This is a genomic window from Bradyrhizobium sp. Crot121, assembly GCF_059512385.1.
This window is the reverse complement of the sequence record NZ_JCAMOR010000058.1, coordinates 11,772-26,618: the sequence shown is the minus strand read 5'-3', so window position 1 is coordinate 26,618 and position 14,847 is coordinate 11,772. Positions and strand designations below refer to the sequence as shown.

Sequence of the window (14,847 nt, the reverse complement as noted above, 5' to 3'; positions counted from 1 at the left end):
CGTCAACAGGCGGAACGTAGCGGCCGGCGAGCCGGCCGTCTTTGATGGTCTCAGGTCTTCTTGATGCCCTGGAAATCCCGCGAATAGGGCGGCTGCCTCATGTAAGTCGCGGGGTCGTACTTCCAGAACTGCGACACCTGCGGATAACCCCCGATCGGGACATTCCAGAATTTGCCGTCCTTGTTCTTCATGGTCTTGCGGATGACGACGTCGTAAACGGGATTGCCGTAGTCGTCGAAGCGAACCGCCTTGCCGAGCGGGCTGTCCGGAAGGTCGGTCTTGAGCACGGTGTCGAGGAAGACATCGCGGTCTTCGACCTTGCCGTTGATCGCGTTGATCGCCTTGGCCACCCACATCGCGCCGACATAATGCGAAAAGGCGTAAAGCGAGGGGATCTTGCTGAACTTGTCGGAATAAGTCCTGACGAACGCGTGGGTCGCCGGCAGATCGGCGCCCTCGGCAAAATGGGCGGAGGTGACGATCCCCTCGCACTCGGCGCCCATCGTCCGGATGACCGACTGGTCGGTCGCATTCTGCGATCCCAGCAGCGGTATCTGATCCTTCAGACCGAAGCTTGCATATTGCTGGATCAAGCGCGTGGCGTCTGCGCCGGTCTGCATCGCGAACACCACGTCGGCCTTCACACCCGCCACCTGACCAAGATAGGGGCTGAAATCGGACGTGTTCAGCGGATGCCAGAACTGGCCGACCACCGTGCCGCCGCCTTCCGTGAAAGTCTGTGCGAAGCCGCCGCACTGCTCGTGGCCAAACGTGTAGTCCTGGGAGATCATCGCGACCCTGCGGTAGCCCTGCTTCAGCGCCCAGTCCGCAAGAGGCCGCGAGAACTGGCTGGCGCTGTAACCGCCGGCGCGGATCACGTTCTTGATCCTGGCGCGCTGAGTGAGATCGTCGGCCGCGATCACCGGAATGAAGTACGGCGTCCCGTTGCCCTTGACGTAGTTGGCAACGGCAAGGCCGGTGTTGGCCAGAAGATTGCCGAAGAGCATGTCCACCTTCGCCTGCTCGACGAGGCGTCGCGCCTTCTGCAGCGCCGTGTCCGGATTGGAAGCGTCGTCTTCGACGATGATCTCAACCTTGCGGCCGCCCGCCTGGTTGCCTGCGCTCTCCCAGAACAGCGAAAAGCCATCGATGATCTCGCGGCCGCCGGCTGCCACGACACCGGTCTGCGGCGCCATCAGTCCGATACGGATCGGCGCTGCTTGGGCCCGCGCCAGGAAGGGGGCGGATAGAACGCCGGTGCCGGCTGCGAGCGTAAGGCCGGTCGTTTTCAGGAAGCGTCTGCGGTCCATCGTCTAACCTCCGGAATGATTTGGTTTCGAGGAACGGGAACGCCGGCGTGCGAGCAGAAGGCGCGCGCGGCCGACCACGCCTTCCGGCGCGAAGATCATGATGAGCACGAAGGCGATCCCGAGCACGCTCGGCCACCGCGCGGTGTAGGCGCTGACGGCGTTTTCCAGGACGATGATGCCGGCGGCTCCGACGAAGGAACCGAGCAGCGTGCCGACGCCGCCGGTGATGGCCATCAGCAGAGCGGAGACCGACTGCGACAGCTGCACGGTCGAGGGACTGACGAAATTGTTGAACAAGACGTAGAGGCCGCCGGCGACGCCTGCGAAGAATCCGGACAACACGAATGCCACGAACAGGTGGAGCGGAACGTTGTAGCCGAGGCTTCGCATACGACTTTCGGAATCGCGGATTCCGCGCAAGGTGAGCCCGAACGGCGAGTGGACGAGCCGCCACATCAGCCAGGTCAGTGGCGCGACAATGATCAGCACGGCGTAATAGAAGCTGGCATGGTCTGCGATAAAGGCGGGACGACCGACACCGCGCAGCCCGTTTTCGCCGCCCGTGACCGTCGTCCAGCGCAAGCAGACGCCCCATACGATCATGCCGAGCGCCAGCGTCAGCAACAGGAAATAGACGCCAGACGTGCGGATGGCCAGCGCCGCGAACACGCCGGCAAGCGCCGTCGCCGCCAGAATGCCGAGGGCGATGCCGATCCAGATGTCGCCGCCAAGCGTCGAGGTCCAGTAGATCGCGACATAGCTGGAGACGCCGAAAATTGCACCATGACCGAGCGAGGTGCGCCCCGCGAAGCCCGCGAGAATGTCGATCGACATCGCCAGCACGCTGAAGATCAAGACCTGCGTGACGACAGACACCTGGTAACTCGGCAAGACAGCAGGGAGGACGGTCAGGGCCAGGAGTACCAACGCGATCCAGCCAACGGCGCGCGGCTGGCGGAGCGAGCGGGCCGCCGACGATGCAACAGGGGTGAGCGGAGCCGATCTCACGCTACCCTCCCGAACAGGCCGAGTGGCCGGAACGCCAGCAGCAGCGCCATCGGTCCGAAGATCACGAAATAGGCGAGTTCTGGAAACATCACCTGCCCGATCGCGTTCAAAAGGCCCACCAGCAACGCGCCGAGCGCGGCGCCCACGAGGCTGCCGCGTCCGCCGATGATGACGACTGCGAGCGAGAACACCAGGATCTCTGCGTCGGCACTCGGGTAAAGAGTCAGGAAGGCACCACCCACCACCCCGCCGAGGCCTGCCAGAGCCGCCCCGAGCATGAATGTACCCAGGAAAACCCGACGGATGTTGATGCCCATGGCTTCGACCATCTCGGGATCGTCGACACCTGCGCGGATCAGCGCGCCGAGCCGCGTCTTGTTGAGGAGCAGCCACAGCACGGCAAACACCAGCAGGCCGAGAACCAGAACGAAGACGCGATACTTCGGATACATCACGCCGCCAATCCACATGGCGCCTCTCAGGGCCTCCGGGACCGGCACCGAGAACGTGTCTCCGCCCCAGATCACGAGCGAGATGTCGTTGAGAATGAACGCGACGCCGAGTGTGAGCAGCACTTGGCGCAATTCGACGCCGCGCACGAAGCTCAGCAGGCCACGGTCGAGCACCGCCCCTAGCGCTGCGACCAGCGCCATCGCAGCCAACGCTCCCACCACGAAACTTCCGCTGGCCTTTGCCGCCGAATAGCCGGCGAGACCTCCGACCAGATAGAGTGCTCCGTGAGCGAGATTGACGATGCGCAGCAAGCCGAAAATCAAGGTAAAGCCGGACGCGACGATGAAGATCAGGGCCGCGAAGGTCAGGCCGTTCAGGATCTGAAAGAGATTGATCCCCATCATGCCGGAGCTTGGCCCTTCAGCGCGTTCGGACGTTGCGACAGGTACCAGTCGTAAATCTGCTCTCCGGTCCAGAACGTCGCATCGGGATGACGCTTGATATGCTCGATTGCAGCCGCGAAATATTTGAGCCGATGCGGCGCTCCCATGATGTAAGGGTGAACCACCAGTGCCATAATACGCGATGAGGTTTTGGCATCGGCATAGATCTGGTCGAACTGGTCGATGGCACGATCCCGGTATTCCGACGCCTTGTGATGCTGGATCAGCATCATCGCCACGTCGTTACATTCCTGGGTGTACGGCACATTCACGATCGGCTTCGTGCGGGTCTTCAGGACCACCGGCTCATCGTCGAGCACCCAATCGCAGACGTAGTCGAACCCTTCCTCCACCAGGATATCCGACGTCTCCCAGGTCTCGGTCAGCCCGGGACCCAGCCAACCGCGCGGATTCTTGTTCGTGTAGGCGCGGATCGCATCCCGCGTCTTGCGGATGTCCTCGCGCTCATCCGCGACCTTCTGCATGTTCTTCTGGCCGAAGCCGTGACCGATGAATTCCCAGCTCCGATCATGCGCCGCCTTTGCGATCGGCTCATACGTGCCGATCGCCTTGCCATTGATGGCGAGAGCCGCCTTGATATTGAAGCGGTCCAGCACCTCGAGCATGCGCCAGAATCCGACGCGATTGCCGTATTCGTGCCAGGCCCAGTTCGGGATATCGGGCATCGGCGCGCCACCGGCCGGCGGTGTCAACACCGTTCGCGGCATCGTCTCTTTCGGGTCCCATTCCTCCACATTGACGATCACCCAGACGGCGACGCGCGCTGCATCCGGAAGCACCAGCCGCGGGCGGTCCGCGATTGACGAATAGGCCAGACGGTCGGTGGGCAGCATGTTCACGTTTCGCGCGCTCCAATGGTGATGGCAATTCTGCCGACGCCCTCGATCGCTCCGGTGACCTGATCGCCGGGCAATAGAGGCCCGACGCCCGCGGGGGTGCCCGTCATCACGAGGTCACCAGGCGCGAGGCGATAGGACGACGACAGGTTGGCGATGATCTCAGGCACTTTCCAGATCATCTGCGAAAGATCGCCGCGCTGCCGTTCGCGCCCGTTGACGTCGATCGTAATGGCGCCGCGTGCGGGATGCCCCACCTCGGCAACGCCGTGAATGGCGCCGCAGGGAGCCGATGCGTCGAACGATTTCCCTCGTTCCCATGGCAGCATCTTCGCTCGCATCTCGCGCTGTCGGTCGCGGCGCGTGAGGTCGATGCCCACCGCGTAACCATAAACGCTCGCCAGCGCGCTGTTGCGCGACAGGTTGCAGCCGCCGGCGCCGAGCGCGACCACGAGTTCGATCTCGAACTGAAAATCCTCCGTATCGGCCGGATAGGGCACGACAGTTCCGTCTTCAACGAGTGCGTCCGCCGGCTTCTGGAAGAAGAAAGGCGGATCGCGCTCGTCGCCTTCCTTCATTTCGCGGATATGCTCGACATAATTCCGTCCGACGCAATAGATCCGGCGTACCGGAAAGCGCTGCGACGACCCTGCAATTGTCAGCGAAGCCGCTGCGACGACGGGAACTGGAAGATCCGGAGCATACGCAGACGACGTCATCACGGATTCCTAAGCGGCGCTTTTGGCGACCGGGCTGAAGAGGCTGAGTTGTTGGATTTCACTGGTGTCTAGCACGAAACCAAACGCGGTGCGGACGCAGAGCAGGCCCGCCTCATGCAGCGCCGGACCGTCCATGGTCTCGACGCAATCTTTCACGACAATCACGGCATAATCGCGCACATTGGCTGCAGTCGTCGTCGCGAGCGCACAGGAGTTGGTGTTGACGCCCGTGACCAGCAGCGTGTTGACGCCGTGCGCGCGCAGCGTGAAACCGAGATCGGTGCCGAGGAAGCAATCGTAGCGCTTCTTCGTGTCGACAACGAGGTCCCGTTCGCTGTCATAGAGGTCGGGGATGATGGCAACACCCGGCATCCCGGCGATATTATGCCGCAGCACATTCTTGCGCGTCGCCTTGGGATCCTCGGCGCGCGTTCGCCAGAACGGATTGGAGGCGATTTCAGCGACATCGCGATACTGCGTAAGCAGATGGATGACCGGGATCTTGGCGCTACGCGCCCAATCGAACAGGCGCTTGTTGGCCGCGATCACCCGCTGCGCAACCTCCGGCGATGTCGGCATGGTCGCGACGTTCATATCCAGATGACCGCGGTGCAAATCGATCGCGATGATCGCAGCCTTGGGTTGGTCGACGCCGAGATTCATGTGCCGCTTCCTTGGCATCCGGATTGTTGGGCAGGAGACAAACCCGCCTGCCCTCACTCTGCAATACATTCTGGCGGCGAGTCAAAGATAATGTATACATTTCGTGCTTGGATTCTATGCGGAGCACGGTCAATCCATATTCAATCCGGCTTGGAAATGCGCAAGCCATGCACAAGATCACGTTCATACGTGACGCCAGACGGCGCTTGAACGGCACTGACGTTTCGCTAGATTGTGTACAAACAAGTTTCGGACCCTTTTCGCATGGCCGCCCTGCCAGCCCCAGAAACGTCATTCTCCACGCGGTTCGAATCCGTGCTCGAGGCAGTTCGCGCCGCCATCCTGGCCGGCGAATTCGAACCGGGCGAACGCCTGCATGAAATCAAGCTAACGACTCTGCTGGGCGTGTCACGCACACCCGTCCGCGCGGCGCTTCAGAAGCTCGCATCCGAGGGCCTGCTCGATTACACCCCTAATCGCGGCTACACCTTGCGGGAATTCTCAATCGACGAGGTGATCAGCGCCTATGAAGTTCGCGCCGTGCTCGAAGGGCTTGCGGCACGGCTCAGCGCCGAGCGCGGGCTGAACGTCGGCGAGATCGCGACCCTACAACAGGCGCTCCGGGACGGCGATGATTTGCTTCGCAATGGGCATATCACCGACGAGCACCGATCCGAGTACAGCCGGATCAATGCATGTTTCCACGTCACGATCCATTCGTCTGCCGGTTCGAGGCTCCTCAATGACATGGTCTATCTGTGTCAACAAGTGCCGGTCTCGTCGCCACGCAATGTCGTGGCGTTTGAAGAAGTCGACGTTCGCCGCCGGCACGAAGATCACCATCGCATCTTCGAGGCCATCGTCGGGCGCGAGCCCTGGCGCGCCGAGATGCTGATGCGAGACCATGTGGCCAGCGTGAAGTCGTCTCTGATAAGGTCCCTCGCCTCTCCGGCTGCAGTTCAAGCAGCCAAGAAGACGGCGCGGCGACTCCGCCGCTAGCATCAGTATGGCGCCATCTCTTCGATTTTCGATTGCCGAGCGACACCACAGCCCTCCAAGAAATCCTCCGGCAGGAAGCCGTCTCCTTTCGGCTAGCGAAGTGCTACGCGCATTTCAGAGTCAACAGGTTCCGTTGTATGGGACGAAGCGGAGCGCACGACAGCTCTCGAGCTATTGTTTTCGCTGAACCAAAGGGCACTCGCTATCTGCCAACGGCCGAAACGCGTCCTTGCCGGGCATTGTTGTAACGACTTTCATAGGATCCCACTCGCCCTTGGATTCGGAAGGATCTTTGGTCGCAAGAAGGTACATGTTCCTGATCACGCGCCCATCATCACGAATGGTTCCGTCCTTCGTCATGAAATCGTTGACCGGCAGCTCCTTCATCTTCCCAGCCCTGCAGGGTGGCCGCGAGCTTCCAGGACAGGTTGACGGCATCCTTCAGCCCGCTGTTGATCCCATAGCCGCCGTAAGGGGGTGGCTGTGCGCCGGCGTCCCCTGCGATGAAGACACGGCCCGCGCGATAACTGTCGGCCCGCGCAAAGCGTAGGTCCCAAAAGCCGATATGATTGAACTCGATCTCGAACTCCGCACCGGCGGCCTCGTGCAGGAGGCGGCGGAAGTCGAAATTGTCGCGCGTGGTGTCGGCGGGAACGGGCGCATGGAAGAACCACGTGGTGCCGAGATCCACGCGGCCGAAGAATTTCCAGTAGCCGTCAAGTTCCGGATGCAGCACGTTGTAGAACGACTTGCCGGGATAACGCTCGAGCAGCCGGTGCAGGGCGGTCGAGCGGAATGTACGCGCGGTGCGCGGCGTCGACGCGGTCGATCACGGCATGGCTGTGAAATATTCCGTGAGCTGATCCAGCCGGGTGCGGGTCGCCTGCTCCAGCACCCCATTTTTCGCCGGCGGCGGAGCGGTGCGCTTTGATGTGGGAAACTGTCGATGGCGACGATCCGACGATGCCGGTCTTGCCAGTTAAAGTCTCGACTGACTCGAACCAGAGACCCTGTCGGCTCCCGCCGTTGAAGCGATTGTAAATCGTCGTGTAGGGACCGTATTCCGGCGGACAATCCCGCCAGCGCGCTCCCGGCCGTAACATATGCACGATCCCGCTGATCACCCGTCGGTCGTACACCCGGTGCGCACCACGCCGTCCTCGCGGCAACAGGGGCTCAAGGCGCTTCCACTCCGCGTCGCTCAACCAGTAAAGTTGCTTGCGCATCAAGGCCTGCTCGAATCGGAAGACCTTGAATCACGATTGAGGCCGCCTGAGAATCCTCAGCTCCGGCGCGCCCAAAACGTAATTAATTTATCCTGAAGATGTCGTTCCGGCTTTCGCTTGTTCGACTTGCTGTCGGCAGAAGCCTCTGCAGTCACAATCGAGCAAGAGAGAAAGATGAGCGAGCCGAAGCAACGAATTATCGAAAGTAATGGTATCCACCTCAATATCGCTGAGCAGGGCGACGGACCGGTCGCATTGCTGGCCCATGGCTGGCCCGAATCCTGGTACTCGTGGCGACATCAATTGGGCGCCCTTGCCGCAGCCGGCTTCCACGCCGTAGCCCCGGATATGCGCGGCTATGGCAAGAGCGACGCGCCCAAGGCGATCGACAAATACACGCTGTTTCATCTCGTCGGCGATATGGTCGGCGTTCTCGACGCTCTCGGGGCAGAGAAGGCGGTAATTGTCGGTCACGACTGGGGGGCGATCGTCGCTTGGCAGGCGGCGCTGCTGCGGCCTGACCGCTTCAGGGCTGTGGCGGCCATGAGCGTCCCGTTCTATCCAGGGGGCATGTCGCTTCGAACCGCGCTCATGCCGCGCACGGAAAACGCGCGGTTCTACATGCTTTACTTCCAGGAGCCAGGACTCGCCGAAGCGGAGTTCGGGCGCGATCCGCGGACCACTTTACGCAACCTGCTGTTTGCTGGGTCGGGCCATGGTGTGGCGCTCGCACGAGCCGCTCAGGCAAGCGGCGGGTCGTCAGAAAATTTCGCTATGGTCCCGAACGGCGGTGAATCCTTGCGAGGTTCCAGCGCACCGGCAGTATTGCCGTCTTGGATCACCGAAAAGGATATCGACTTTTATGGAGAGGAATTCAGGCGAACCGGCTTCCGCGGAGGCCTGAACTATTATCGCAACATCGATCGAAATTGGGAGCTGCTTGGCGCGATGGCGGGCCTGCGGGTGTCGGTGCCAGCGTTATTTATGGCCGGCGATCACGACCTGGTGATTTCCTTTCCCGGCACGGAACAGGTGCTCGCCAATCTCCAAAACCTCGTTCCCGGTTTGCGCGGCATCAAGATGCTGGCAGGCTGCGGCCATTGGACCCAACAGGAGCGGCCTGAAGAGGTCAACGCCGCGCTCTTGGAATTTCTTAAATCGCTGCCGGATCACGGATGACGGAGCATGATCCGGACCGAGTTAGTGCAAAGTGTGTGGCGGTTTTCCGAAGAGCATGCCCTCGGGCTCCGCCCGAGGGATCATGCTCCAACAAAAACATAGAGCGGGATGGCGATACGAAGAAAAGTCATCGCGCTCTAATGCGGACTAGCTCGGTCCTGAGCTGATTGGTTCAATCCTTATTGAGCACGGACCCTAGGCCGCATATGAGCGAGATCTTCTCAGGGTCATTTGGAGGGAACGGTCTCCTTGAACAGCTCAATCTTGCCGTGAGTGTTGTCGGTCACCGCAAAGACCTCGTAGAAATCGATCTCCGGCTTCATGCCGTAGCGCTGGATGATGCCCTCGAGCCACGGTCCGGTGTAGAACGCCTTGGCGTCCTCGATGCGCTCCCACTGGTACACGCCGCCCGCCCAGCCGCTTTCGGTCCAGATAAAGTGCTTGCTGATCAGCCCCGTCACGTCGCGAAAGCCGGGTGCGATCTTGTGGAAGTGCTCGCGGCACGCGGCGCAGTCGATCTGCGGCGGCAGTTTGTATCGTACAACAGCGGTAATCATGCGACCTCCACGTAGGTATGCCCCGGCCCAACATTGATGGCACTCCCGGGATCAAGCAAGTGAAGCGGGAAGCCAACATGGGTCAAAGGCGCAAAGCCCAACCAGTAGCTTCCGTTGTGCTGCAACAAGCCAACTATTCCATAGCATGCTGGACTTCGCGCTAGAGGTTCAGCCTTATCCTGCATGATCTCGATGTAGGCGTCGCTCAATTCGCGCAACGCAAGCTCCATGCTGGAGCGTGCGCTCGACCGAAATATTGATCATCTACTCGCGCCGATCGCGACCAAATCGCGAGTGAGTAGGTCAACACGATTGACAAGAGCCTTAATAGCCGCGCCGCTATCTCCTTCCAATTTTTTGCGTTAATGTGACCGTCTTCACACCTGTGTAGCAGACGGGCTCCGATGATGCCCGCGGAGAGGTGAGCTAAGGCCACCGCAAAGCGCCGCCCGGTTCTATTCCATTCACACGCGAGTTTGGGAGTGACACATGGAAAAGCGCGAAATTGGCAACGGCTTAACGAAAGGTCTGACTGAAGCGAAGCGGGGCGCCTTCTCTCGCCGCTCGGCGCTGACGTTGGTTTGCACCCTCGGCGCCGCGGCGCCGTTTGGAATGTTCGGAGCGGCTCGCGCGCTGACGGCATCCGGGACAGGATCGCTGTCTTATATTCCTGGCGAGCCCCTTATTTGCCGCACCGCAGCGAACAGCGAAGAGCTGCAAGGCCCACCCCGTCAACTAAAACTCGCCTGGAACGCGAACGCGGCATGCACGGTCGCTGCGCCAGTCGCAAAGGAACGGGGTATCTTCGCCAAGCACAACCTCGATGTCGATTTCGTCAATTTCGGCGGTTCGACCGACCAGTTGTTGGAGGCGATTGCAACTGGCAAGGCGGATGCCGGTTTGGGGTTGGCCCTGCGCTGGCTCAAACCGCTGGAGCAAGGTTTTGACGTTCGGATCACCTCGGGTGTGCACGGCGGCTGCATCCGGCTCCTCGGCTCCAAGGCTGCGAATATTGACAGCCTGGAATCCCTGCGCGGCAAGGCTATCGCGATTAGCGATCAAGCGAGCCCCGCGAAGAACTTCTTTTCGATCTACCTCGCCAAGAAGGGCATCGATCCGGCCCAAGAAGTAGAGTGGCGCCAGTACCCGGCCAATCTGCTCGCGCTTGCCGTCGATAAGGGCGAAGTGCAGGCGCTGGCCGAGATAGATCCGCTGCCCTACCTCTGGCTCAAGGAAGGCAAACTTAACGAGATCGCGACGAACTTGACGGGTGAATTCGCCGACCGCACCTGCTGCGTTCTCGCGATACGTGGCAGCCTCACCCGAAGCGAAATGCCGGTGGCGGCCGCTCTGACACGATCGATACTGGAAGCGGCAGATCGAGTTGCCAGCGATCCCGCCGATGCCGCAGCAATCTATTCGGGCTACGGCGGGAGAGGGTCCGTAGAGGATCTCGCCACTATGTATCGTAGCCATACACACCACAGGCATCCCGTCGGGGCGGAGCTCAAGAAACAACTTCTACTCTACACTGATGAACTCAGGGCAGTGAACGTCATCAAGCGAAGCACTGACCCGGCCAAGTTCGCCGACCGGATTTATCTTGACGTTCTAAGCTGAGCCGATTGGGAAGATCCGCAGTGAGCTCGGTCATCGATGAAGTGCCGAGGCCATCAGCGAAATCGGGTTTCGGCTTTTTTGAAAGTTCGACCACTCGGTTGTTGATCGGCGGACTGGCTGTTGCCGTCGCATGGTTGACGGTCGCCGCGCTCACTGCGTTCTGGCCAGATAAGCCCGAGAGCGATTGGGCGTATACGGGGGGCTTCGCCCTTGCCTGCGGCGCATTGGCCCTTGCCCTTGCCTTGGCGGCCTTTGCCGGCGTTCGTTTCGTTGCGTTTCAGCGTCTCCAGCGGCTTTCTCCGTGGCTGCTCGCCCTCGCGCTGTTTTTGGCTGCATGGGAGGCCGTCACAGCAAAGCTTGGATTGCTGCCGTTGCCGTTTTTTCCGCCGCCGCAGGCCATTGTCGAAGTCGCAATCGATGATTGGGGGCGGCTGGCTGAAGGTATCTTCGCCTCAGCGCGTCTGCTCGCGACCGGTTATTTTCTCGGTGCGGCGGTGGGGTTCGTAACCGGTGTCGCGATCGGCTGGTCGCGGCTCGCCGGTTATTGGATCCACCCAGTTTTGCGGTTCATTGGGCCGCTGCCCGCGACAGCTTGGCTGCCGCTCGCATTTTTCATTTTCCCGTCGAGCTTCAGCGCCAGCATTTTCCTGATCGCGCTCGCCACCGGGTTTCCGGTCACCGTGCTCACCTGGTCGGGCGTCGCCTGCGTGAAGAGCGCCTATTACGACATTGCGCGGACATTGGGAGCAACCCAGCGCTTCCTCGTGCTCAAGGTTGCCATTCCGGCGGCAATGCCGCATGTCTTTGTTGGCCTGTTCATGGGTCTCGGCAACTCGTTTGCGGTTCTTGTCGTAGCCGAGATGCTGGGCGTGAAGGCCGGGCTCGGCTGGTATCTGCAATGGGCGCAGGGTTGGGCGGCCTACGCCAATATGTACGCCGCGCTGCTGCTCATGGCGTTCTTGTGCTCCGGGCTGATCACGCTGCTGTTCCGCTTGCGGGACCGCCTGCTATCCTGGCAGAAAGGTGTCGTGCGATGGTAGCGGCAATCGCAAGCGATTGCGCGGTCCGTGGATCGACCCTAACGCTCCGCGAAGTTAGCCATAGCTTCGATCTCGAAGGGCAGTCCTTGCGGGTATTGGACCGCATCAGCATGCAGGTCCGCCGCGGCGAATTCGTCGCTCTCCTGGGACCGAGTGGGTGCGGAAAATCGACCCTGCTGCGGCTGGTCGCGGGGCTCGACACTCCAACAGCCGGCTCCCTGCTAACGGAGGGAAGCGAGATCGAAGCACCCGATCCGTCGCGCGTCGTCGTTTTTCAAGACCCCACGCTTTATCCATGGCGGACGGTGTGGAGCAACGTTGCGCTCGGTCTGGAAGCCCGCGGGCTGCTGCGCACCCATCGCGGACGTATCGAGGACGCGTTGCGCCTGGTGGGGCTCACGGGCTTCGCCAATGCCTACCCGCACCAGCTTTCCGGCGGCATGGCGCAACGCGCGGCTCTGGCGCGTGCGCTTGTCAACGACCCGAAGCTGCTCATTCTCGACGAACCTTTGGGCCAGCTCGACTCGCTGACTCGCATCGCGATGCAGGCGGAACTCGTATCACTTTGGCAGCGCTCGAACTTCACGGCGCTGCTGGTCACGCACGATGTCGAGGAGGCGCTCTTGCTCGCCGGCCGTATCATCGTGCTGAGCGAGCGACCGGCACGGATCAAGGCCGAAGTCGTCAACAGCCAACCCTATCCTCGCCACCGGGGCGATCCGCACTTTGTTGAGCTTCGTCGCGAGGTGTTCGAGCATCTCGGCCTCGATGAGGCATGGTAGCCGTCGAAAGGAGCTCGCCGTGGCAGATCTTCTCATACATATCATAGAGGAGCCACACGGCGTATTCGCCGCGATTGCAATGCGATTGCTTTAGCGGCTTGGTAGCCATGCAGAGGAGGTCTAAAAATCTGGGAAGCGCACGGAGACTTCAATGACCTCGGAATTCAGCGTTCACAACGCCGCGGGCTATGAGTAGCTCATGGGCCGCTGGAGCCGGAGACCGGCGCGGCCATTCATCGACTTCACAGGAGTTGCCGACGGCGAAAGGGTTCTCGACGTCGGCTGCGGCACCGGGAGCTTGACATTCGCGCTAGCCAAAGCAGCCGATCTCGCAGAGATTGCCGCGGTCGACTATTCACCAGTCTTTGTCGAGGAGGTGATCCGGCGCGACACAAACCCGCGAATAAAAGTCCGACAGGCGGATGCCTGCGCCCTGCCCTTCGAGGGCGGCACGTTCGACCGCGCTTTGGCGCTTTTCGTGCTCCACTTCGTTCCCGAAGCCGGCAAGGCAGTAGCCGAGATGCGCCGCGCCGTTCGGTCGGGCGGCGTGGTCGCGGCAGCGGTGTGGGATCATCTCGGCGGCATGCCCGGCATGCGCATGATGGTCGATACGGTGGCGGCACTCGGTGAAAGCGGGCGCCAGCTGCGCAGTCGCTATTGCTTTCAAGCGATGATGCAGCCCGGCGAACTGAGACGGACGTTTGCCGAACAGGGTCTCGTGGACATTGCGGAAATGGAGCTGATGATCCGCATGGACTACAAAAGCTTTGCCGACTATTGGGCGCCGATTGCCGCTGGCGAAGGGCCGCTCGGGAAGTATGTGGCAGCGCTCGACGCTGCGGAGCGAGCGCGCACCGACGCCGCCGTGCGCGATGCCTACGAGGCCGGCCAGCCCGATGGCCCGAGGTCGTTTGCAAACATCGCGGGGGCCTGCCGGCGCATCGTTCCCTAGCCCCAGGGGCAGAGCCGTCTCTTCCGTGAACCCGAAATCGTTCACCCAAACGCGCCGCGGCTTTCCGAATTGTGACGAGGTCAGCTCAGGGTCCAAACACGGAAGTCGCGAATCACGCGCTCGGTATCGACGTTCCCTTCAAGAGCGGATGTCGCAACGCTTAACCGCCGGCTGACTCTAGCGTGGCTGCTTATAGAACTCTAAATGGCGCAGCTCCCCCTCCGCTTCGCGGTCGAGTTGCAGAACCTGACCCTTCAGAGGACAAGCAGTTTTACGTCCGGTCCTCACCTTGAGAGGAGTAGGGTGTCGGGAGGCCTGCTTGGAGGCGAGACTGTCGGGCGCGCCATCGTTATCGATGCAGGCGGCCGAGGTCTGCCTCAGTGATTGTTGTTCATGCAGCGCTTGCCAATATCAGGCGAATGCCCCAGGGGGCTCGCCTTCGGGATATTTGGGTTCGTGGCCGGCGAGTGAATTCATTTTCATGGGTCGCGCTCACGTCACGAAGCAAGGCGGGGTTCGCGGTGGGGTGCGAGCGTGATGGAAGCCAATGCCAGCAGCTATCACAGCAAAGCGCAAACCGAGCTGGACTGGACCGACGCACAACGTCAGAAGCGTACCGTGGGCCGAGTATCTTGCCGGACTTGAGGCCGAGACGCGGGTCCAGGAAGTCGTGGGCAGGCGCGATGGCGGTTCTAACGGGAAGCCGACCGCAGCGCCCGATCGCAAGCTGCCAAAGATGATCTCGCCGTCCGATCCGTCGTCGGCGTGGACGGCAAAAGCCAACAAGCGCGTGCAGTTCGGATACGGGCTCAGCAATCCTTATTGATGTCGAGCACGCGATCATTGTCGATGTCGAGGCGACGCCGGCAAACACTATGATGAGGTGGCGTCAACCAGGACGATAATCGAGCGCACCAAGAGCCACTTTCCCGGTGGGCCGAACATTGCAGCCTAACTCCTTTCCGATCGCTGCCGATGGAGGCCATGCCGCCGCCGCAGCATCCGCATTTGAGAGCCCCGAGAAAGCTCGCTTGGGGGC

General features: G+C 61.3%; 15 protein-coding genes and 2 pseudogenes. 7 read left to right on the top strand and 10 right to left on the bottom strand.

Going from position 1 to position 14,847, the window contains the following annotated elements:
- Window positions 1-50 precede the first annotated feature (50 nt).
- From AC5ZGW_RS33675 to AC5ZGW_RS33650, 6 genes are read right to left on the bottom strand one after another with little or no spacing between them, the layout of a single operon-like run.
- Window positions 51-1,310: an ABC transporter substrate-binding protein gene (locus tag AC5ZGW_RS33675; RefSeq protein ID WP_130226058.1), complete on the bottom strand. Its 1,260-nt coding sequence runs from the start codon at window positions 1,308-1,310 to the stop codon at window positions 51-53.
- A 3-nt stretch (window positions 1,311-1,313) separates the two neighbouring features.
- Window positions 1,314-2,318 carry a branched-chain amino acid ABC transporter permease gene (locus tag AC5ZGW_RS33670; protein ID WP_130226057.1) on the bottom strand — a complete coding sequence of 335 codons (1,005 nt, stop codon included), beginning with the start codon at window positions 2,316-2,318 and terminating at the stop codon, window positions 1,314-1,316.
- Window positions 2,315-3,175: a branched-chain amino acid ABC transporter permease gene (locus AC5ZGW_RS33665; protein ID WP_130226056.1), complete on the bottom strand. Its 861-nt coding sequence runs from the start codon at window positions 3,173-3,175 to the stop codon at window positions 2,315-2,317. Before AC5ZGW_RS33665 ends, AC5ZGW_RS33670 begins: the two co-directional genes overlap by 4 nt.
- Complete coding sequence (locus tag AC5ZGW_RS33660) at window positions 3,172-4,068, bottom strand: polysaccharide deacetylase family protein (RefSeq protein WP_130226081.1); 897 nt, start codon at window positions 4,066-4,068, stop codon at window positions 3,172-3,174. The genes AC5ZGW_RS33665 and AC5ZGW_RS33660 overlap by 4 nt, the downstream gene beginning before the upstream one ends.
- Before the next feature lie 2 nt (window positions 4,069-4,070).
- Entirely contained in the window at window positions 4,071-4,790 is a 720-nt protein-coding gene (locus tag AC5ZGW_RS33655) for a fumarylacetoacetate hydrolase family protein (RefSeq protein ID WP_130226055.1), read from the bottom strand.
- 9 nt (window positions 4,791-4,799) lie between these two features.
- Window positions 4,800-5,453 carry a cysteine hydrolase family protein gene (locus AC5ZGW_RS33650; RefSeq protein ID WP_165435223.1) on the bottom strand — a complete coding sequence of 218 codons (654 nt, stop codon included), beginning with the start codon at window positions 5,451-5,453 and terminating at the stop codon, window positions 4,800-4,802.
- Between the two features lie 264 nt (window positions 5,454-5,717).
- Between AC5ZGW_RS33650 and AC5ZGW_RS33645 the strand changes: the two genes are divergently transcribed.
- Window positions 5,718-6,452 (top strand): GntR family transcriptional regulator, encoded by a 735-nt coding sequence (locus AC5ZGW_RS33645; RefSeq protein WP_130226053.1) that lies wholly within the window; start codon window positions 5,718-5,720, stop codon window positions 6,450-6,452.
- Window positions 6,453-6,831: 379 nt separating this feature from the next.
- Here AC5ZGW_RS33645 and AC5ZGW_RS33640 read toward each other — a convergent pair.
- Together AC5ZGW_RS33640 and AC5ZGW_RS33635 are read right to left on the bottom strand one after the other, a co-directional pair.
- A pseudogene (locus AC5ZGW_RS33640) lies at window positions 6,832-7,248 on the bottom strand (FAD-dependent monooxygenase); the annotation flags it as partial.
- Window positions 7,249-7,476: 228 nt separating this feature from the next.
- Window positions 7,477-7,678: pseudogene (locus AC5ZGW_RS33635) on the bottom strand (transposase); the annotation flags it as partial.
- Window positions 7,679-7,852: 174 nt separating this feature from the next.
- Here AC5ZGW_RS33635 and AC5ZGW_RS33630 point away from each other — a divergent pair.
- Entirely contained in the window at window positions 7,853-8,857 is a 1,005-nt protein-coding gene (locus tag AC5ZGW_RS33630; protein ID WP_130226051.1) for an alpha/beta fold hydrolase, read from the top strand.
- 227 nt (window positions 8,858-9,084) lie between these two features.
- Here AC5ZGW_RS33630 and AC5ZGW_RS33625 read toward each other — a convergent pair whose 3' ends face one another.
- The gene (locus AC5ZGW_RS33625) at window positions 9,085-9,414 is read right to left on the bottom strand and encodes a hypothetical protein (RefSeq protein WP_130226050.1); all 330 of its coding nucleotides are present in this window, start codon (window positions 9,412-9,414) and stop codon (window positions 9,085-9,087) included.
- 489 nt (window positions 9,415-9,903) lie between these two features.
- On the opposite strand from AC5ZGW_RS33625, the gene AC5ZGW_RS33620 reads away from it, so the two are divergent.
- From AC5ZGW_RS33620 to AC5ZGW_RS33600, 5 genes are all read left to right on the top strand, one after another.
- Window positions 9,904-11,034 (top strand): ABC transporter substrate-binding protein, encoded by a 1,131-nt coding sequence (locus AC5ZGW_RS33620; RefSeq protein WP_245474724.1) that lies wholly within the window; start codon window positions 9,904-9,906, stop codon window positions 11,032-11,034.
- Between the two features lie 98 nt (window positions 11,035-11,132).
- A complete protein-coding gene (locus tag AC5ZGW_RS33615; protein ID WP_496114027.1) occupies window positions 11,133-12,074 on the top strand; it encodes an ABC transporter permease in 942 nt (313 codons plus the stop codon).
- The gene (locus AC5ZGW_RS33610) at window positions 12,068-12,856 is read left to right on the top strand and encodes an ABC transporter ATP-binding protein (RefSeq protein WP_130226049.1); all 789 of its coding nucleotides are present in this window, start codon (window positions 12,068-12,070) and stop codon (window positions 12,854-12,856) included. The genes AC5ZGW_RS33615 and AC5ZGW_RS33610 overlap by 7 nt, the downstream gene beginning before the upstream one ends.
- A 199-nt stretch (window positions 12,857-13,055) precedes the next feature.
- Window positions 13,056-13,808, top strand: coding sequence for a class I SAM-dependent methyltransferase (locus tag AC5ZGW_RS33605; RefSeq protein ID WP_165435222.1), 753 nt, complete (start codon window positions 13,056-13,058; stop codon window positions 13,806-13,808).
- A 547-nt stretch (window positions 13,809-14,355) separates the two neighbouring features.
- Window positions 14,356-14,634: a hypothetical protein gene (locus AC5ZGW_RS33600; RefSeq protein WP_130226048.1), complete on the top strand. Its 279-nt coding sequence runs from the start codon at window positions 14,356-14,358 to the stop codon at window positions 14,632-14,634.
- On the opposite strand, the gene AC5ZGW_RS33595 is transcribed toward AC5ZGW_RS33600, so the two are convergent.
- On the bottom strand, window positions 14,618-14,794 hold the full coding sequence (locus tag AC5ZGW_RS33595) for a hypothetical protein (RefSeq protein WP_130226047.1): 177 nt from the start codon (window positions 14,792-14,794) through the stop codon (window positions 14,618-14,620). The genes AC5ZGW_RS33600 and AC5ZGW_RS33595 overlap by 17 nt on opposite strands.
- Window positions 14,795-14,847: the final 53 nt, after the last annotated feature.

Coding starts and splice junctions, on each gene's coding strand:
- AC5ZGW_RS33675 (WP_130226058.1), bottom strand. CDS start 1,310: ATGGACCGCAGACGCTTCCTGAAAACGACCGGCCTTACGCTCGCAGCC.
- AC5ZGW_RS33665 (WP_130226056.1), bottom strand. CDS start 3,175: ATGATGGGGATCAATCTCTTTCAGATCCTGAACGGCCTGACCTTCGCG.
- AC5ZGW_RS33660 (WP_130226081.1), bottom strand. CDS start 4,068: ATGCTGCCCACCGACCGTCTGGCCTATTCGTCAATCGCGGACCGCCCG.
- AC5ZGW_RS33655 (WP_130226055.1), bottom strand. CDS start 4,790: ATGACGTCGTCTGCGTATGCTCCGGATCTTCCAGTTCCCGTCGTCGCA.
- AC5ZGW_RS33650 (WP_165435223.1), bottom strand. CDS start 5,453: ATGAATCTCGGCGTCGACCAACCCAAGGCTGCGATCATCGCGATCGAT.
- AC5ZGW_RS33645 (WP_130226053.1), top strand. CDS start 5,718: ATGGCCGCCCTGCCAGCCCCAGAAACGTCATTCTCCACGCGGTTCGAA.
- AC5ZGW_RS33630 (WP_130226051.1), top strand. CDS start 7,853: ATGAGCGAGCCGAAGCAACGAATTATCGAAAGTAATGGTATCCACCTC.
- AC5ZGW_RS33625 (WP_130226050.1), bottom strand. CDS start 9,414: ATGATTACCGCTGTTGTACGATACAAACTGCCGCCGCAGATCGACTGC.
- AC5ZGW_RS33620 (WP_245474724.1), top strand. CDS start 9,904: ATGGAAAAGCGCGAAATTGGCAACGGCTTAACGAAAGGTCTGACTGAA.
- AC5ZGW_RS33610 (WP_130226049.1), top strand. CDS start 12,068: ATGGTAGCGGCAATCGCAAGCGATTGCGCGGTCCGTGGATCGACCCTA.
- AC5ZGW_RS33605 (WP_165435222.1), top strand. CDS start 13,056: ATGGGCCGCTGGAGCCGGAGACCGGCGCGGCCATTCATCGACTTCACA.
- AC5ZGW_RS33600 (WP_130226048.1), top strand. CDS start 14,356: ATGCCAGCAGCTATCACAGCAAAGCGCAAACCGAGCTGGACTGGACCG.
- AC5ZGW_RS33595 (WP_130226047.1), bottom strand. CDS start 14,794: ATGGCCTCCATCGGCAGCGATCGGAAAGGAGTTAGGCTGCAATGTTCG.